This is a genomic window from Mesorhizobium cantuariense, from assembly GCF_042647205.1.
In the GTDB taxonomy this organism is placed as follows: Bacteria; Pseudomonadota; Alphaproteobacteria; order Rhizobiales; family Rhizobiaceae; genus Mesorhizobium; species Mesorhizobium cantuariense.
The window spans coordinates 2162998-2180996 of the sequence record NZ_JBHRVD010000001.1 but is presented as its reverse complement, the minus strand read 5'-3'; the positions used below and the strand labels follow the sequence as shown (position 1 = coordinate 2180996).

At 60.7% G+C, this 17999-nt stretch carries 15 protein-coding genes; 6 read left to right on the top strand and 9 right to left on the bottom strand.

The genetic code is table 11. The features are described from left to right. Positions 1–9: 9 nt before the first annotated feature. A complete protein-coding gene (locus tag ACFOJ9_RS10045) occupies positions 10–1044 on the bottom strand; it encodes a sugar ABC transporter substrate-binding protein (RefSeq protein WP_378978731.1) in 1035 nt (344 codons plus the stop codon). Positions 1045–1254: 210 nt separating this feature from the next. On the opposite strand from ACFOJ9_RS10045, the gene ACFOJ9_RS10040 reads away from it, so the two are divergent. From ACFOJ9_RS10040 to ACFOJ9_RS10025, 4 genes are all read left to right on the top strand, one after another. Then, positions 1255–2481 (top strand): ROK family transcriptional regulator, encoded by a 1227-nt coding sequence (locus ACFOJ9_RS10040; protein WP_378978730.1) that lies wholly within the window; start codon positions 1255–1257, stop codon positions 2479–2481. Continuing rightward, positions 2481–2927 (top strand): RbsD/FucU family protein, encoded by a 447-nt coding sequence (locus ACFOJ9_RS10035; RefSeq protein WP_378978729.1) that lies wholly within the window; start codon positions 2481–2483, stop codon positions 2925–2927. Before ACFOJ9_RS10040 ends, ACFOJ9_RS10035 begins: the two co-directional genes overlap by 1 nt. Continuing rightward, positions 2924–3847 carry a carbohydrate kinase family protein gene (locus ACFOJ9_RS10030; protein ID WP_378978728.1) on the top strand — a complete coding sequence of 308 codons (924 nt, stop codon included), beginning with the start codon at positions 2924–2926 and terminating at the stop codon, positions 3845–3847. Before ACFOJ9_RS10035 ends, ACFOJ9_RS10030 begins: the two co-directional genes overlap by 4 nt. A 256-nt stretch (positions 3848–4103) precedes the next feature. After that, positions 4104–5246 (top strand): DegT/DnrJ/EryC1/StrS family aminotransferase, encoded by a 1143-nt coding sequence (locus tag ACFOJ9_RS10025; protein WP_378978727.1) that lies wholly within the window; start codon positions 4104–4106, stop codon positions 5244–5246. 161 nt (positions 5247–5407) lie between these two features. Here the strand turns inward: ACFOJ9_RS10025 and cysQ are convergent, their stop codons facing one another. Genes cysQ through cysD form a run of 3 tightly spaced genes read right to left on the bottom strand, consistent with a single transcriptional unit; the run spans position 5408 to position 9034 of the window. Next, on the bottom strand, positions 5408–6178 hold the full coding sequence (cysQ, locus tag ACFOJ9_RS10020; RefSeq protein WP_378987692.1) for a 3'(2'),5'-bisphosphate nucleotidase CysQ: 771 nt from the start codon (positions 6176–6178) through the stop codon (positions 5408–5410). A 10-nt stretch (positions 6179–6188) separates the two neighbouring features. Beyond that, entirely contained in the window at positions 6189–8126 is a 1938-nt protein-coding gene (gene cysN, locus ACFOJ9_RS10015; RefSeq protein WP_378978726.1) for a sulfate adenylyltransferase subunit CysN, read from the bottom strand. Positions 8127–8128: 2 nt separating this feature from the next. Next, positions 8129–9034 carry a sulfate adenylyltransferase subunit CysD gene (gene cysD / locus ACFOJ9_RS10010; RefSeq protein ID WP_027035869.1) on the bottom strand — a complete coding sequence of 302 codons (906 nt, stop codon included), beginning with the start codon at positions 9032–9034 and terminating at the stop codon, positions 8129–8131. A gap of 487 nt (positions 9035–9521) precedes the next feature. Here cysD and ACFOJ9_RS10005 point away from each other — a divergent pair, with 487 nt between their 5' ends. Both ACFOJ9_RS10005 and ACFOJ9_RS10000 read left to right on the top strand, forming a co-directional pair. Continuing rightward, positions 9522–10841 (top strand): O-antigen ligase family protein, encoded by a 1320-nt coding sequence (locus tag ACFOJ9_RS10005; RefSeq protein WP_378978725.1) that lies wholly within the window; start codon positions 9522–9524, stop codon positions 10839–10841. Next, positions 10838–11773, top strand: coding sequence for an NAD-dependent epimerase/dehydratase family protein (locus tag ACFOJ9_RS10000; protein WP_378978724.1), 936 nt, complete (start codon positions 10838–10840; stop codon positions 11771–11773). The genes ACFOJ9_RS10005 and ACFOJ9_RS10000 overlap by 4 nt, the downstream gene beginning before the upstream one ends. Positions 11774–11801: 28 nt before the next feature. On the opposite strand, the gene ACFOJ9_RS09995 is transcribed toward ACFOJ9_RS10000, so the two are convergent. From ACFOJ9_RS09995 to ACFOJ9_RS09975, 5 genes are all read right to left on the bottom strand, one after another. After that, positions 11802–12341: a sugar transferase gene (locus tag ACFOJ9_RS09995; protein ID WP_378978723.1), complete on the bottom strand. Its 540-nt coding sequence runs from the start codon at positions 12339–12341 to the stop codon at positions 11802–11804. Positions 12342–12462: 121 nt separating this feature from the next. Continuing rightward, the gene (locus ACFOJ9_RS09990) at positions 12463–13395 is read right to left on the bottom strand and encodes a glycosyltransferase family 2 protein (protein WP_378978722.1); all 933 of its coding nucleotides are present in this window, start codon (positions 13393–13395) and stop codon (positions 12463–12465) included. Between the two features lie 76 nt (positions 13396–13471). Beyond that, complete coding sequence (locus tag ACFOJ9_RS09985; RefSeq protein ID WP_378978721.1) at positions 13472–15460, bottom strand: SDR family NAD(P)-dependent oxidoreductase; 1989 nt, start codon at positions 15458–15460, stop codon at positions 13472–13474. A gap of 341 nt (positions 15461–15801) precedes the next feature. After that, positions 15802–16704 (bottom strand): glycosyltransferase family A protein, encoded by a 903-nt coding sequence (locus ACFOJ9_RS09980; protein WP_378978720.1) that lies wholly within the window; start codon positions 16702–16704, stop codon positions 15802–15804. Further along, entirely contained in the window at positions 16701–17999 is a 1299-nt protein-coding gene (locus tag ACFOJ9_RS09975) for a class I SAM-dependent methyltransferase (protein WP_378978719.1), read from the bottom strand. The genes ACFOJ9_RS09980 and ACFOJ9_RS09975 overlap by 4 nt, the downstream gene beginning before the upstream one ends.

The following is a 17999-nucleotide window of genomic DNA, read 5'->3' as shown; positions in this document are numbered from 1 at the left end:
AGGCTGGCATCAGCCCCAGCACTTAGCGAGGCCTTCCTTGGTGTCGATGGACTTCACGCCAGTGGCCGGCTTGTCGGTCACCAGGTTGACGCCGGTATCGAAGAAGTCCTTGCCTTCGGTCGGCTTCGGCTTGGTTCCGTCCTTGGCGAAGGCGGCGATCGCCTCGATGCCGAGCGCCGCCATCTGCAGCGGATATTGCTGCGACGTGGCGCCGATGACACCTTCGGCCACCGACTTCACGCCGGGGCAGCCGCCGTCGACGGAAACGATCAGCACCTGGCTTTCGAGGCCGACAGCCTTGAGCGCCTGGTAGGCGCCGACAGCGGCGGGCTCGTTGATGGTGTGGATGACGTTGATGGTGTTGTCCTTCTGCAGAAGGTTCTCCATCGCCTTACGGCCGCCCTCTTCGTTGCCGTTGGTGACGTCGTGGCCGACGATGCGCGGATCGTCCTCGTCGCCGATCTTGTTGGGATCCTTCACATCGATGCCGTAGCCCATCATGAAGCCCTGGTCGCGCAGCACGTCGACGGTCGGCTGCGACGGGGTCAGGTCGAGGAAGCCGATCTTGGCGTCCTTGGCCTTGTCGCCGAGCGTGGCGGCGGCCCAGGCGCCGATCAGCTTGCCAGCTTCGAGATTGTCCGTCGCAAAGGTTGCGTCGGCCGCATCGATGGGATCAAGCGGCGTGTCGAGCGCGATCACCAGCAGGCCGGCATCACGCGCCTTCTTCACGGTCGGCACGATGCCCTTGGTGTCGGATGCGGTGATCAGGATACCCTTGGCGCCGTCGGCGATGCAGCTTTCGATCGCCGCGACCTGGCTCTCGCTGTCGCCGTCGATCTTGCCGGCGTAGGTCTTGAGGTCGACGCCGAGTTCCTTGGCCTTCGCGGTGGCGCCTTCCTTCATCTTAACGAAGAAGGGATTGGTGTCGGTCTTGGTGATCAGGCAGGCACCGACACCGGCCGCGGATGCGGACGACGCAAACGCCACCAGCCCCAGAGCCGCGGCGGCAAATACGGTCGATTTCAATAGTTTTGTATTGGTCACGATTTTCCTCCCAGTGGAACCATTCCGATGCCGGCCAACCGGCACCTGCAGCGCATCCAACGAAATTCTCCCAGCGTGGACGCTGCCTCAACAGACACTAGGCCGAAGCCTCTGTCAATAATTAAATCACTCTTATTTATTATTGACAGCCTTGCTTCATTCACCCATTCTGGCCCAAAAGCATTGAGGGGAAACGACGGGAGGAACAGGGTGGAAACCGCCATTGCGAGGCACGGTTCGCCCGAGGTGAATGACAGCCTTATTCACCGCGGCACCAACCAGAGCGGCATGCGCGACCACAACGAGCGGTTGGTGCTCTCGCTGGTGCGCCAGCACGGCAGCCTGGCGAAATCCGACATCGCCCGCATGACCGGGCTTTCGGCGCAGACGGTTTCGGTCATCATGCGCGAGCTGGAGGAAGAAAGCCTTCTGCTGCGCCAGGCGCCGTTGCGCGGCAAGATCGGCCAGCCCTCCATCCCGATGGCGCTCAATCCCGAAGGCGCTTTCTTCATCGGCCTGAAGATCGGCCGCCGCAGCGCGGAGCTGGTGCTGATCGATTTCCTTGGCCATGTCCGTTCGATGCTGCAGCATTCCTATCGTTACCCGGCCCCGCGTGAGACGGTGGACTTCGTCAGCAACGGCATGCGGCAGATGCGCGGCGAGCTGACTCCCGCACAGGACAAGCGCATCGCCGGGCTCGGCATCGCCATGCCGTTCGAATTGTGGAACTGGGCCGATACCGCTGGCGCCCCGCGCGACGTCATGGACGAATGGCGCCACCGCGACATCAGGGCCGACATCCAGGCGCAATGCGATTTTCCGGTCTACCTGCAGAACGATGCCACGTCGGCCTGCGGCGCCGAGCTCGTCTTCGGCCAGGCGGGTGCCGCGCGTGACTTCGTCTATTTCTACATCGGCGCCTTTGCCGGCGGTGGCATCGTGCTGAATGGCCGGCTGTTTGGTGGCCCGACCGGCAATGCCGGCGCGCTGGGTTCGATGCCCGTACCCGGACCGGACGGCAAACCGGCCCAGCTGATCGACGTGGCGTCCATCGCCATGCTCGAAAAGGCGCTCAATGCGCGCGGCGTCGAGGCCTCGCATCTGTGGACCTCGCCGGAAGACTGGGGCGAGATCGGACCCGAGCTCGACGATTGGATCGCCAGCGCCTCGCAAGCGCTCGCCTACGCCATCGTCGCGGCATCCTCGGTCATCGATTTCGAAGCGGCGGTGATCGACGGCTGGATGCCGAAGGCGGTGCGCCGCCGGCTGGTCGACGCCATCGTCGCGGCCATCGCCACGATCGACGGCGAAGGCTTGAAGCTACCCGCCGTTCGCGAGGGAACCGTCGGCATTCACGCCAGGGCGCTCGGCGGCGCCAGCCTGCCCCTTTCCGAACGCTTCCTGATCAGCTCGACGACGATTTCCAGGAGCGCGTGATGCTGATCGGAATCCCGGCGCTGCTCGGTCCAGAGCTTCTAGCGACATTGCGCGCCATGGGCCATGGCGACGAAATCGCCCTTGTCGACGGGAACTATCCGGCGGAACAACAGGCAACCCGGCTGGTACGAGCCGATGGTCACCACCTCATCCCGGTGCTCGACGCGATCTTGAGCGTCTTGCCGGTGGATGACGCCGTGCCGGAAGCGCTGTTTCGCGCCTCGGTCAAAGGCGACCCCTCGCTTGCCGATCCTGTCCATCATGAGATCGAGGCGATCTGCGCCAAACGTGCGCCGGGCCGCAAGGTGGTTGCGCTGGCCGGCGCCGACTTCTATGCACGGGTCAAATCGGCGCATGCCATCGTCGCGACAAGCGAGCCGCGGCTCTACGCCAACATCATCATCCGCAAGGGCGTGATCCATCCGCCGGAGACCCGAAAACCATGATCCTCTGCTGCGGCGAAGCCCTGATCGACATGCTGCCGCGCACGACGACAGCGGGTGAGCCGGCCTTTGCGCCTTATGTCGGCGGCGCCGTGTTCAACACGGCGATCGCGCTTGGCCGGCTCGGCGCGCCGGCCGGCTTCTTTTCCGGCCTGTCGTCTGATCTGTTCGGCGGTCAGTTCCGGGATGCGCTTGGGGCGAGCAAAGTCAGTTCCACCTATGCGCACACCTCGCCTCGGCCAACGACGCTGGCCTTCGTCAAACTCACCAACGGCCAGGCGACCTACACCTTCTATGACGAGAACACCGCCGGCCGCATGCTGACCATCGACGACCTGCCGCAGCTCGGCGGCGAGATCGAGGCCATGCTGTTCGGCGCCATCAGCCTGATCTCGGAACCCGCCGGCAGCGCCTATGAAGAGTTCATGCGCCGCGAGCAGGCAAGCCGCGTCATGATGCTCGATCCCAACATCCGGCCGAACTTCATCCCCGACAAGGCCAAGCACCTCAGGCGCATCCGCGCCATGATGGCGATGGCCGACGTCGTGAAACTCTCGGACGAGGACCTGAACTGGTTCGGCGAAGCCGGCTCGCACGAGGATGTCATCCGCAACTGGCTGGACCGCGGCCCGAAGCTGATCGTCGTCACCCATGGCAGCGAAGGCGCTGTCGGCTACAGCAAGGAGCACGCCGTCACGGTGATGCCGGAAAAGGTCGAGGTGGTCGACACGGTCGGCGCCGGCGACACGTTCAACGCCGGCATCCTCGCCTCCTTGCATGAGCAGGGCCTGCTCACGAAGGCGGCAATTTCCGACCTGTCAAAAGACGCCATCCACAAGGCGCTGGCGCTCGGCGCCAAGGCGGCAGCGATAACGGTGTCACGAGCCGGCGCCAATCCACCCTGGCGGCACGAGATCGCCTGAACGGGCCGCAACATGCTCAGGATTGGTTGAGCGTGTCGATCACTTTATGTTTCGCAGGGCCGATGCCAGGGACTATAAGGGCAGGATCGAGCCTGACGAAGCCCGGATTTCCGGCATCTCTCGAAGACACGCCGGAAAATTCAGGTAACAGACTGCGACACCTAGGCAATTCGCGGCTCTGCCTGCCCGGCTTTCTCGGCAGGCGCAACTCTGGTACCAGCGGCCGGTTATCTGGCTAACCCGTTTTGAGGCCGACATGCAGTTCATCGATCTTGGCGCGCAGCGCGAACGAATCCGCGACCGGCTGAAGGCCGCGATCGACCGTGTCGTCGACGAGGGCCGCTATATCCTCGGCCCGCAAGTCACCGAATTCGAGAACAAGCTCGCCGCCTATATCGGCACCAAGCATGTCGTGGCTTGCGCCAACGGCACCGATGCACTGCTGTTGCCGCTGTTTGCGGCTGGCGTCGGCCCGGGCGACGCGGTGTTCGTGCCGAGCTTCACTTTCGCCGCCACTGCCGAAGTGGTGGCGCTGGCCAAGGCCGAGCCGGTGTTCGTCGATGTCGACCCGCATACCTACAACATCGACATTGCCAGCCTCGAAGCGGCCATCGTTATGATCAAGAAGGAAGGCCGACTGAAGCCGAAGGCAATCATTCCCGTCGACTTGTTTGGCCTTGCCGCCGACTACGAGGCGATCATGGCGATAGCCAACCGCGAGGGGCTGATGGTGATCGAGGATGCCGCCCAGTCGATGGGCGGTTCGCTCGACGGCAAGATGTGCGGCGTGTTCGGAACGGTCGGCTCGACCAGCTTCTATCCGGCCAAGCCGCTTGGCTGCTACGGCGACGGCGGTGCGATGTTCACCAATGACGACGCGCTAGCCGAGCAGCTCAGATCCTTCGCCTTCCACGGCAAGGGCGAAACGCAATACGACAATGTCCGCGTCGGCATCAATTCGCGGCTCGACACGCTGCAAGCCGCGATCCTGATCGAGAAGCTGGCCATTCTCGAAGACGAGATGGTTGCCCGCCAGGTGGTGGCAAAGCGCTATGCCGACGGGCTTGGCGACGTGGTTACCGCCACCCGCAATCTGGACGGCAGCCGTTCGGCCTGGGCGCAGTATGCGATCGAGACGCCGAAGCGCGACGGGCTGAAGGCGCATCTCGGTGAAAAGGGCATTCCATCGGTCATCTATTATGTAAAGCCGCTGCATGCCCAGGTCGCTTATCGTGACTACCCGCGCACGCCGACCGGCCTTACCGTGTCGGAAGACCTGCCGAAGCGGATCCTCTGTCTGCCGATGCACCCTTATCTCAGCGAAGCCGACCAGGACCGGATCATCGAGACGATCCGCAACTATATCGGCTCGAATTCAGCGCATGTAGCGGCGGCGTAGAGGCGCCTAATCTCCCCCCTTGAGGGGGAGATGGCCGGCAGGCCAGAGGGGGTCGCCGCGCGTGGAGCGCCAACCTCCTCTTTCGCAGCAGATGGCGTCGCACCAGGACGTACCGACCCCCTCTGTCGCCTTCGGCGACATCTCCCCCTCAAGGGGGGAGATTAGGCACTGGCAATGAAATGCGGATTGGCGAAGTCCTCGTCGTCGCTTTGCCTGCGCTTGCCATAAACCAGAGGCTGGCCATCGAGCGTGCGCGTCATGCCACCGGCCGCGCGCAGCACAGCGTCGCCCGCCGCCGTGTCCCACTCCATCGTGCGGCCGAAGCGCGGATAGACATCCGCCTCGGCACTGGCGAGAAGGCAGAACTTCAAGGACGAACCGACCGAGACGATTTCGGCGGCGCCGAGGTTGCGAATATAGGCCTCGGTTTCCGGCGTGTTGTGCGACCGACTGGCGACGACGGCCAGCGGCGCCACGGCCGTTCTCACCGAGATCGGCCGGCGGCCGACGATCTTGTAATCGCCATCGATTTCGAGAGATTCCGCCCTGCCCGGCAGGCCAGAAAAGAAGCGGCCAGTGCAGGGCGCAAAGACGACGCCGACTTCCGGCACGCCGTGACGGATAAGCGCAATGTTGACGGTGAAATCGGTGCGGCGGTTGACGAATTCCTTGGTGCCGTCGAGCGGATCGATCAGAAAGAAAGCCCCGTCCAGGTCGGGTGGCACGATGCCGGCGGATGCTTCTTCCTCAGCCACGCAGGGAATGTCGGGAAATGCAGCGCGCAGTCCGGCGAGAATGATCTTTTCGCTCTCGCGGTCCGCCTCGGTCACTGGCGAGGAGTCGGATTTGCGGTCGACCGCACAACCGGCATGGAACACACGCATCACCTCGCGCCCGGCCGCCAGGGCCAGCCGCTCGAAGATTTCGAGCATCAGCCTGTCGTCAGATGCCGCCGCCGCTGTCGTATTGGTCTTCGGCAATGTCGCGCTCGTTCAGCCAGTGTTCCAGGGCGTCTACCATCTCTTCGGCCGATTTGCCGAGCGTCTTGAGATGGATTTCCGGGTTTTCCGGCGCTTCGTAAGGGGAATCGACGCCGGTGAAATTCTTGATCTCGCCATTCAGTGCACGCGCATAGAGGCCCTTCGGATCGCGCCTGGCGCATTCCTCGAAGGGCGTATCGACAAACACCTCGATGAACTCGCCGTCGGCCATCAATTCGCGCGCCATGCGCCGCTCGGCGCTGAACGGCGAAATGAACGAAACAATGACGATCAACCCGGCATCGGCCATCAAACGCGCCACTTCGGCGACGCGGCGGATGTTCTCGACGCGATCGGCGTCGGTGAAACCAAGATCGCGGTTGAGACCGTGACGGACGTTGTCGCCGTCCAGGATATAGGTATGGCGGCCGGTGGCGAACAGCTTCTTTTCAAACAGGTTGGCGATGGTCGACTTGCCGGAGCCCGACAGGCCGGTGAACCAGAACACCGCGGGCCGCTGGTTCTTCATGTCGGCGCGGACGCGCTTGCCGACATCGAGCGACTGCCAATGGATGTTTTCGGCGCGGCGCAGCGAGTGCAGGATCATGCCGGCGCCGACCGTGGCGTTGGAGATGCGGTCGATCAGGATGAAGGCGCCGGTGGTGCGGTTCTCGGCGAAGGGATCGAAGGCGATCGGCGTCCGCGTCGAGATGTTGCAGATGCCGACTTCGTTCATATCGAGCGACTTGGCAGCTTCATGGGCAAAGTCGTTGACGTTGATGCGGTATTTCAGGTCGGTGACGGTGGCACTGCTCTGGTCGGTCTCGGTGCGCAGGATGTAGGAGCGGCCGGGCAGCAGCGCATGTTCGTCGAACCAGACGATGTTGGCGGCGAACTGGTCTGCGACCTGCGGCCGTGCGGCAGGCGAAACCAGCATGTTGCCGCGTGAGATCTCGACCTCATCGTCAAGGACGAGGGTGACAGCCTGGCCCGCAGCCGCCTGGGTGAGGTCGCCACCATACGAGACGATCCGCTTGACGCGCGAGGATTTGCCGGACTTGGCGACGACGACCTCGTCGCCTGACGCAACCGAGCCGGATGCGATCGTGCCAGCAAAGCCGCGAAAATCGAGATTGGGGCGATTGACATACTGGACCGGAAAACGGAACGGCAGCTCGACCGTCGCTTCGTCGACCGACACGGTTTCGAGATGCTCGATCAGCGTCGGGCCGGAATACCATTCCATGCTTTCCGATCGGCGGCTCACATTGTCGCCATAACGGGCCGACATCGGGATCGGCACAATGGTCTGGAAGCCGAGATCGCGCGAGAATTGCCGGTAGTCTTCGACGATACGGTCGAAAACCGCCTGGTCGAAATCGACAAGATCGATCTTGTTGACGGCCAGCACGACGTGGCGGATGCCGAGCAGTGAGGCGATGATCGAATGACGCCTGGTCTGGCGAAGCACACCCTGCCGGGCATCGATCAGCACGATCGCCAGGTCGGCGGTCGAGGCACCGGTCGCCATGTTGCGGGTGTATTGCTCGTGACCGGGCGTATCCGCAACGATGAACTTGCGCTTCGGCGTGGCGAAGAAGCGGTAGGCGACATCGATGGTGATGCCTTGCTCACGCTCGGCCTCGAGACCGTCGACCAGCAGCGCGAAATCGATGTCGTCGCCGGTGGTGCCGTGCTTGCGCGAATCGCGTTCGAGCGCGGCGAGCTGGTCCTCGAAAATCTGCTTGGTGTCGGACAGCAGGCGCCCGATCAGCGTCGACTTGCCGTCATCGACGGAACCGCAGGTGAGGAAGCGCAGCAGCGACTTCTTCTCCTGCGCCGCCAGATAGTCGCGGACGCCGTCGGTGGGTGCGAGGCTCTTTGCCATGATGTGGCGCATGGTCAAAAGTATCCCTCGCGCTTCTTCTTTTCCATCGAGCCAGCTTCATCGCGGTCGATCAGGCGACCCTGCCGTTCGGAGGTGCGCGCCGTCAGCATTTCACCGACGATGGCCTCCAGCGTGTCGGCATCCGATTCGATGGCGCCGGTCAACGGATAGCAGCCGAGCGTGCGGAACCGCACCAGCCGGTTCTCCACCGTCTCGCCGGGACGCAGTTTCATGCGCTCGTCGTCCCGCAGGATCAGCATGCCGTCGCGTTCCACCACCGGCCGCTCCTTGGCGAAATAGAGCGGCACGATCGGGATACTTTCCTGCAGGATGTACTGCCAGATATCGAGTTCGGTCCAGTTCGACAGCGGAAAGACGCGGATCGATTCACCCGAAGCAATCCGGGTGTTGAATATCTTCCACATTTCGGGGCGTTGGTTCTTCGGGTCCCACACGTGCTGGGCGTTGCGGAAGGAAAAGATGCGCTCCTTGGCGCGCGATTTCTCCTCATCGCGACGAGCGCCGCCAAAGGCCGCGTCGAAACCGTATTTGTCGAGCGCCTGGCGCAGCGCCACGGTCTTCATCACATGGGTATGGGTGTTCGAACCATGATCGAAAGGATTGATGTTGTCGCGCACGCCGTCTTCGTTGACATGAACCAGGAGATCGAAGCCGAGTTTCTGTGCCATCTGATCGCGAAAGGCGATCATCTCGCGGAACTTCCATGTCGTGTCGACATGAAGAAAGGGGAATGGCGGCTTGGCGGGATAAAACGCCTTCATCGCCAGATGCATCAGCACGGATGAATCCTTGCCCACCGAATAGAGCATGACCGGCTTGGCAAAGGCAGCCGCAACCTCGCGGAATATGTGGATGGACTCGGCTTCAAGCCGCTGAAGATGCGTAAGCGCTGTTGTCATGGACTGTGGGCGTTCTTTCGTACCTTCCGACAGAAGACCTTGCCTCAAATCATCGAGCTTTTTGTGCCCGGTTCAAGTCCTGCTTCCGGACAATCTTTCGTGCCGGCGTTCTAGCAGATCGCCATTGTCAAGAACAATGCTGGACTGACCCGGCGACACATGGTTCGGGAATGAATTTTCCATAGATCCCGCAAAACCCGGAAATTCCTGCTCTCAAGCCCGATGGCTGAGAAAACACCGGAAAAATATTGCTTGAATAGGCTGGCTGCGGACCTTCCGGGGACGCCCTCAGATCGGCCGGCGCCGTCTACCGATTTTTCGGTAGCAAATCGGTCCCGACACACTATCGAAAAGAGAGCCCAGCCGTTATACAGCGTCGGGAAGCGGGCAATGCATGATGAGCTATGGGGAATTTCGAGGCGAGCGCATTCTACTTCGCCAACAAGATCCGCTGCATGAAACTGGCCGAAAATAGCGAGCCCGAAAATTGAGCCGGCTTTCATCCCTGAGACAGCAATTCACGCCTTCGCAGGTGAATATCTACTTCTCCATTCTTTGCTTCTTTTTTCCACCGGTTCTGGGATCGGTGGTCAGCTTTGTGTTCAACGGCGGAGGGCTTTGGTCCGCCCTGCTGATTGCTTTGAAGAAAAGGCGCTTCAACGCCGACCGGCCCATGATCTGGCTTACGGTCGCGATCTATGCCTACTGCGCGGCCAATCTCCTGGCTTCCATCGTCAACAACTCGTTCGTCCGCGATGCGCCGCATCTTATCCCGCTCGTGACCTTCCTGTTTTTCCCCGTCTCCTATTCGACCTGGAGCATCACGCAGAAAGCCACGCTTGCCCGCATCGTCGTGCTCAGCAGCATGGCCGCCTGTTTTGTCGCGCTGCTCATGGCCGTCATCCAGCAATATTGGATTGGGGTCAGGGCCGAGGGTGGGGCCGGAAATCCAATCGTCTTCGCAACCGTCGTCTGCCTTGCCGTGGTGATCTGTGTAGCCGGCGCCTTGTCTGACATAGAGCGAGCCCGCAACCCCCTCTTCTACGCCACGCTGGCCGGGACGATCGCCATCATCTATTCCGGTTCGCGTATTGTCTGGTTGGCACTGCTGATCGCTGGCGTCGCCGTTATGCTGATCAACCGGCACAGGCTCAGAGGCAGGAATGCCGTTCGCCTGCTGCTGCTGCTGACGGCGGTCGGCGTCGTGATCGCCGCTTCCAGCTTCCAGGCGATATCCGGGCGCGTCGACTTTTTGCGCTCCGATTGGGGTGCGCTTGGAGCTAGCGGCAACTACGACACCTCGTTGGGAATACGTGTTGCGCTTTGGGAGATCGGCCTCAAAGCATTCCATGACATGCCGGTGTTCGGGCACGGTGTGGGTGCAAGCCAGCTTTTGATCAAGCAGGGCTTTCATGACCAGTTCGCGATGGACACAGGCTTCAACCATTTCCACAACGGCTTCCTGACCGCCTTGGTGCAAGCAGGAATTCTGGGCGCCGTGACGCTGGCGGCGATCTTTGTCGTTGCCGCTGGAAATGCCGCCTGGGTCTTGCGAAACAGCAGCGATCCTGTCGAGCGGTTCGGCGCGACCATGATTGTCATCGTCGTGATCACTTATCTCACGGCCGGCATGACGGGCATCCTGATCGGCCATGACATTCTGGACTCGGTGCTGATGGTCTTCCTGGTGTGCGGGACCTACCTTGCCTCCGGACGTCGGGTTGCGTTGGTGCAAGAGCCGGCGCCTCCACCGCTCATGGAAGAGCGGCTCTTCCATCAGCCAGCCAATAGCCGGGCCAAGCAATGAAGGTCCTTGTTACGGGTCCGACGGGTTTCATCGGGCGGCTGGTCGTGCATCACCTTCGCCAAACCGGTGCTGAGCTTCGCCTTGCCTCCCGCCATCCGGAGAGATTTGGGCTGGGGGATGGCGCGGTGCCGATGCCCAATTTCGATGCGCCGGCCGCGGCTTTCCTGGCACTCACCAGGGATGTGACCCATGTCGTCCATTGTGCCGGCCTCAACAATGATCAGGGCGATGCCACCGAAGCCGATTACCAGGCGGCCAATGTGGAATTGAGCGCGCGGCTGGCACATGCCGCGGCCGCCCAGGCAAGCGGACGCTTCATCCATCTCTCCTCGATCAGGGCCGTGATCGGCGCTCGCATCAGCGCGACGATCGACGAGAACACGCCCCCTGCCCCGCAATGCGCCTATGGACGCTCGAAGCGCGAGGGCGAGATCAAGGTTTTGGACGCCTATGCGTCGCATGGCCGCTCCGACGCCGCCGTGTTGCGCCTGCCCCCGGTCTATGGAAGCGGCATGAAGGGAAATCTGGCGACACTAATGCGCCTGGCCGATACGGCGCTGCCGCTGCCGACGGGCGCCTTGACGGGAATCCGCTCGCTGATGTCCTGCGAGGCAGCAGTGCGAGCAGTGTCGCACCTGCTGGGCCATTCGCGGTCACTTCGCCCGATCTATGTTGGCGCCGATGTGCCGCCGGTCGCCGTCGAAGCCATCATCGCCGCCTTTCGCAGAGGTTTCGGACGGCCGATGCGCCTGATGACCGTGCCGGCCGGCCTGATGCGGCCGGCAGCAAGCGTGCTGGGCAGGCAGGCGTTTTGGGATAGCCTGACCGCGACACAGATATGCGATCCTGCCCTGCTGATATCGCAGGGGTGGACGCCTGAAGCCAGCACGCTGGAGCGGCTGGCCGAGCTAGCGCGGCTTGGTAAATCCTGACTTCGTGTTGTTTGTCCATGATGGCCTATCAGCTTCGGTAGAGCGTTCCAAACAGGATCCGAAGGTCGAGCCAGAACGACGCTGTGCGGAGATAAGCGGCATCCGTTTCGGCCAGAAGTTTCGGGTTCGACATGTCGATGCCCTTGATCTGGGCCAGGCCGGTTATGCCCGGAAGCGCTGCCAAAACGCCCAGTCGCCTGCGACACTCGATCAATTCCGTTTGGGTCGGCAGGCAGGGGCGCGGCCCGACCAGGCTCATCTCGCCCTTCAAAACGTTCCAGAACTGCGGCAGCTCATCGAGCTTGAACTTCCGCAAGACCTTTCCAACCGATGTCACGGAACTCGCGGGCGCCTCATGCGAGGGCAATGACGGCGTGCCGACATACATCGTGCGCAACTTGTGACAGCGAAAAAGCCGGCCGTCGCGGCCGACCCGAATCTGCGAAAAAATAGCCGGACCAGGCGACGATGCCCGAACGGCAAGGACGGTGAGCGCCAAAACAGGAGATGTGGCCAGCAGCAGCAGAGCCGCACCGGCAAGATCGAAGATTTGCTTGGCTGCCTTCATGAATGGCCGATAGTGCTCCCTGCCAAAGTCCCGAGGCAACGCCGCAGGCCAAGCCCGTCAATCCGGTCGACGTAGCATGAGCTCATCTCTTGACCAAGCGCGCCACGCAGCCGTTCGATGCTCAGATGCGCCCCAGGATGAAAGCGAGATAGAGCCCCAGGGTCCCGGAGAAAGTCTGCCGATAGACACCGCTTTTGCGCAAGGCTGCCAAGCGGCGGAAAAGACCGCCCTGCCGCCCGCTGGTGAACAGGTCGAGGCATGCCGCCGCATCCTCGGTCAGGAGGTCGCGATTGACGGCAAGGCCGTCAAGATTGAGATCCGTCCAGCCGGCGAACTCGCCCTTGAACAGGCGGCCAAGCCGGGAAACCCTTGCCCTCCACGATACGTTGGCGCCAACCAGGTTTGCCGCGTGCTGCCGGTAGCGCACCAGCGGCCGCGGATCGTAGCGGACGATGCCGCCGGCGGCGGTCACGATGAGATAGGCCCACCAGTCGTGGCTGACGAACCCGGTGCGCGTGGAGGCCCTGGCCAGCATGTCTCGGGCCGCGGCGTTGAGCAGGATGGTGTTGCCGCCGGCGATGCTTTGCACAAGCGCGTTGCGAAAGGATGGCGGCCGGGCAAACAGCGGCGAATGGCTGACAACGGTTCCCGTTTCCGTCATGGTCGCGGTTCGCGAGCAGAACATCAGCGGCGTTTTTGCGTCATGGGCCCGCATCCAGCCGATAGCGCTCTCTAGCTTGTCGGACTCCCAGATATCGTCCTGGTCGCAGAAGGCATAGCAGTCCGCATCGATGCGTCGATCGAGGATCATCGATCGGAAATTGGCGGCGAAGCCTTGCCGCGGCCCCTCCATCAGGGTCATTCGCCCCTTGGGCCAGCGGGATTTCCATGTCTCGATGATGGCGGTCGTGCCATCGATGGAGCCATCGTCGGATATCCACAGGTCGACCAGAGGGTGCGACTGCGCGAGCAGCGATTGAAGCTGCTCATCGATGAAGGCGGCGCCGTCTTTCGTACCCATCAGGACTGCGATGCGCAGATATGCTTCATCCACGAACGTCAAACACCTTGCATATGCCCGAGATTTTCAGATCCCCGAATCATGATCGCGTCGGCAGAAGAGCCGAGGCCTAGCTCGCCTGCCCGATCGTTTTCGGGAGCGCGTCCTGATGAAGGCTTCCCCTGGCCTTCTTGGCGTGGTCAAGGCCTGCCAACACGGCGAGCGCGGCAGCCTTGTCCTGGTTTTTCGCCGTATGCTGCAGCGCCGTGAGAGCGATCTGGACATCCGACCATTCCACGACGTCCGTGCTGAGGCCAAAAATCTTCGAAATGCCGAGTTCGACGAGTTCCTCATCTTCGCCATGCAGCGTTTCGTGGAGTTTTTCGCCCGGCCTTATGCCGGTGAACCGGATTGCGATGTCCTTGTATGGGCTCTTTCCCGACAAGCGGATCATCGTTTCGGCCACTTCAAGAATCGGCACCGGCTTGCCCATGTCGAGCATATAGACGGCATAATCTTCCCCGCTCTGCCGCGACGCCGCATCGGCCGCCGACATGATGACGAGATCGACGGCTTCGGCCACTGTCATGAAATAGCGTGTCATGCGCCGGTCGGTGATGGTGACCGGTCCCCCAGCCTCGATCTGCGCCTGGAATATGGTCGCTACCGAACCGTTGCTGCCAAAGACATTGCCGAACCGCACGGCTATGAACTTGGTGGCGGAGCGACGTCCGCCCGGCTCGCCCGAGGGCATCCCATGCAAGGCGCTGACGATCTGTTCGGCGGCCCGCTTCGTCATGCCAAGCACCGATGTCGGATCCACCGCCTTGTCGCTCGATATCAGGACAAATTGCGCAACCCCGCATTTGGCGGCAACCTCGGCGCAGACGAGCGTACCGAAAATATTGGTCTGGATGGCCGAATCCCAGTTTTCCTCGAGCAGCGGAACGTGCTTGAGCGCCGCGGCATGAAAGATGATGTCCGGCCGGAATTCGGTAACGACACGCGTTATCTGGCGCCGGTCCGCGACATCGACGATGCGGACCTTGAGACGGTCGTGGTCCTTCTCGTCGATGTACTGGCTCAGCTGGAAAATGCCGAACTCGGAGTTGTCAGCGACTAGCACCGCTTCCGCTCCCAGCTCCAGCGACCGTTTGACCAGCGTTTGGCCGATCGAGCCGGCGCCGCCCGTCACCAGAACGCGTTTGCCGCCCACAAAGGCGCTGATGTGCTCGATATCGGACGCGACTGTTGGACGGCGCAGGATCGTTTCCATCTCGACGGTGTCGAGAACCAGCTTTCCGTGCCGTTCCAGCTCCGAAAGACCGGAGAACTGCACGACATTTATGTCACCGTGCCGGGCGACGCGGACGAGTTCCGAATACTCCTCGATCTCGTGCTCGGCGCCGCTACCGAAAATCAGCAAGTCCAGGCTTTTGGTGCCGCTCGCGTAGTCTTCCAGGACGTCGATCAGGCGCGGCGGGGTCGCCACCACGGGAACACCCTGGATTCGCGTGCCCAACGGCGCGCCGCGTTCGGTCGCCATGATGCCTGCGATGGAATAGTCCGCCGGCTGCGCCGTGCGCGTGAAGCGAATGATCAGGTCGGCCTCGCCGAGCCGGCCAACGAACAACGCTCGCTTAGCCTGAATCTTGTCGGTCTTGCGGGTCAGAATGCCCCAGCTCGCGCCATCACGCAGGAAGCGGTAGAACAGCCGGGGCGCCGATATGATCGTGAAGGACACGAGGAAGAAGACGATGAATTGACGCTCGTTGAGCCCCTGCACAGGCTGGAAAGAACGAACCAGCATCGAAGCGGCATACAGGGCGATCGTCAAAATCGCGCAGCTCTTCAGGATATTGAAAAAGTCCGGCGTCGAGGCAAAGCGCCAGACGGTCGTGTAGAGGCCACAATATCTGAATAGCAAATGGCTGATGATAACAATGCCCGCCCAGGTTGCCAGCCCCTGGTTGGAGAGCGCTTCGAACGAAAGATTCGACCGCGAAAGCACGAGGCTGAGCGCCACGGCGACCAGGACCATGACCACGTCCTGGACCATGATGAAGGCGCGCCGCATCTGTGGCCTGAGCCCGAATACTGCTTCGAGGTAAGAATTCATTGGACGGCACTAGACTCCAGGCTCAAGGGTATGATGGACACCGCAAAGTGCGAACACGAAGATACTTCGTGGCCGATCACCTTTCTCAAGGCGCCATCCCCGGTCCCCCCGTCCTGTATCGCATACTGCGGGGCGCGAGGCATAGCCAGATGTTTTTTGGGAATAAGCCTGGCTGAGCGTTGCTCGATCGATTGGAGGGCGTGTGCCCTAGGATGAAACTACGCTGCGGCGGTACCGAAGCCGAAGTCGGTAAAATTATGGACTATCTGAACTATTGTATCCTGCCCATCGCCAGCGATGGGCTATCAGACTGTTAAAAAGTCGCTTGTTCACCGAACCCTTCAGGCGAGGCCAATGCTCGCAAATTTCGCAACCTCCGGGCGAAGGGGCCCAAGATAAATTATGTCAAAGGACGGCTGAACGTATCCGCGTTGGAAAATTGAACGGTACTCCGCATCGAACGTGGAAAACTGGACCTTCCCTGACGTTGCGATACCACCGTGGACCTGATGAAATGTCATGTCTGACAGCAAGCATACGTTTTTAGCATCCGGACGCTGAACGTATCGTGCAAAAATCTCGAGATTGGCCAAGCCTCCGCCTGGAGAAATAAAGCCCACATGATATCCGCCTATGGCATCGAGGAGATGGCGCGGCAGCGAAAACGCGTTGCTCTCCTGAATCGGGTTCCAGAAGCCGTTACTGGAAGAGCCCGCAAACACGGAAATATCATAGAGAGCGTATGGCTTCGAAGGCCAGCCGCTTTCTGCAATAAGCCGATCTTCCACTTCTTCGTTGTAGCCTTGGGTGGTCGAAACCATCTGCACGCTCGGCCCGAGGTGACAACCGAGGGTATAGACAAATGCATCGGGACACATCGAGTGTGCCCTCAGCGTATTCGCGATCAATTGATCCGAGAAGATTCGAGCCCCATCGATCGCAAACAGAATATGAGTGCCTCTGGCCACGTGCGTTGCCGCCCAATTGAGTGCAAAGACAGGTGAAGGTTGCGGGTTAGGCATTCTTACAATCTGGGGCCGCGGCAAGAAATCAGAGCTATCGAGCGAGGTAAAGGGAAGCGCTGAACCATTGTCGACGACAATGACCTCATAGTCGTCCGGCGAGACATTTTTTTGATAAGGGCAGCAAGCAGACAGAATTGTACGCGGAGCCTCTCGCTCCATGTCGTAGATGCAGATGATCACCGACAGGAAAGGGCGTCGCTGTTGGGGGAAAGAGCTCATATTTTTCGCAGATAGCCGTTGGGATTGTAGGTCATATTCTGACCGAACATATCGCAGTAAGCGACGTCGATCTCAAAAGACTGCGGCTTTCTCGCAAGAAACTCTGCAATCGCTCTGTTGGGGCCACCCTGATAACGTCCCGACAACCCAAGTTCATCCAGCACTCCGTCCTCCATAACAAGATACTCGCCAAAGCAGAGATGCTCTTCGAAAAACTCCAAGACCGAAGTGCATACAGCATAGCTATGAGCTGAATCCTCGATAACCAGCCAAGGTCGAGGCAAATCGAAAAGTCCGTGCTGACGAAATGGAATCTCAAGACTTGCCGCGTCGCCCTGAAGGAAACTAATACCTTCTGAAGCAGACAAGGCTGGGGGGGCTAGATCGATCGAGACGATCTGGGTTTGGATATCCATCGCGCGACACATGTCGCGGAATAGCAGGGCACTCCCTCCGTGTTTCGATCCGATCTCGATGATTGACGCCGGCCGCCGTTCGCCAAACAATCTCAAGTATATTGCAATATCGACGGCACTTTTTAGACACGGAATATCGCGATATCGATAATTCATCACCCCATCTTGATATTTAGCGAGATTGGGATGAGTGAAGCCTGTTTCATAATTTCGCTTTGAGCGGAGTTCGTCTAATCGCACGAGCTCAGCGCCCAACGACGTTGTCGGGTGCGGCGCAACAACGCGCGCGATCTCCTCAATCGTTTCCGGTTGGTAGTCACCACGTAAAATGCTCGCTTCGATATCAGGATAAGCGTCCATCAACGTTGTGTCTCCTGGCCGCAATCCGGAGACGACGCATATCCCCTTGATCTCGACATCGTATGTTTCTACGATCAGGTCAGGTCGAAACTTCCGCAAGATCGCAACCAACTTATAGACATCGCCGGTCCACACTTGAGTATTCCTGACACGGCTCGCGTGAGCAATGTCGCGCGGCAAAACATCATCGATCACGATGACGCCCTCAGCGTGGCTGGTGCGTTCACAATTGATGAAATCGCGGAGCGCGAATTCCGCATTGTGCATCCCATCAATAAAGGCAAGATCGATCGGGCCCCCCATCAACGATGCGACGTCACGCTGGAAGAATATATCGCTTGTCTCAGCGAATAGCCGAGTCGGCGCCCGAAGTGGCACTCTGATTTCATAATCCGGATCGACCCCGATCGACGGCGCTTCTGACAAAGCAAGACTATGGCCGAAGCGACATCCAATTTCGAGATAATTCCTCGGTCGCAATATCTTGTGAATCAATGAGAGAGCTTCAAGATATTCCAT

Coding starts and splice junctions, on each gene's coding strand:
- ACFOJ9_RS10035 (WP_378978729.1), top strand. CDS start 2,481: ATGCTGATCGGAATCCCGGCGCTGCTCGGTCCAGAGCTTCTAGCGACA.
- ACFOJ9_RS10030 (WP_378978728.1), top strand. CDS start 2,924: ATGATCCTCTGCTGCGGCGAAGCCCTGATCGACATGCTGCCGCGCACG.
- ACFOJ9_RS10025 (WP_378978727.1), top strand. CDS start 4,104: ATGCAGTTCATCGATCTTGGCGCGCAGCGCGAACGAATCCGCGACCGG.
- cysQ (WP_378987692.1), bottom strand. CDS start 6,178: ATGCTCGAAATCTTCGAGCGGCTGGCCCTGGCGGCCGGGCGCGAGGTG.
- cysN (WP_378978726.1), bottom strand. CDS start 8,126: ATGCGCCACATCATGGCAAAGAGCCTCGCACCCACCGACGGCGTCCGC.
- cysD (WP_027035869.1), bottom strand. CDS start 9,034: ATGACAACAGCGCTTACGCATCTTCAGCGGCTTGAAGCCGAGTCCATC.
- ACFOJ9_RS10000 (WP_378978724.1), top strand. CDS start 10,838: ATGAAGGTCCTTGTTACGGGTCCGACGGGTTTCATCGGGCGGCTGGTC.
- ACFOJ9_RS09995 (WP_378978723.1), bottom strand. CDS start 12,341: ATGAAGGCAGCCAAGCAAATCTTCGATCTTGCCGGTGCGGCTCTGCTG.
- ACFOJ9_RS09985 (WP_378978721.1), bottom strand. CDS start 15,460: ATGAATTCTTACCTCGAAGCAGTATTCGGGCTCAGGCCACAGATGCGG.
- ACFOJ9_RS09980 (WP_378978720.1), bottom strand. CDS start 16,704: ATGAGCTCTTTCCCCCAACAGCGACGCCCTTTCCTGTCGGTGATCATC.
- ACFOJ9_RS09975 (WP_378978719.1), bottom strand. CDS start 17,999: ATGGAATATCTTGAAGCTCTCTCATTGATTCACAAGATATTGCGACCG.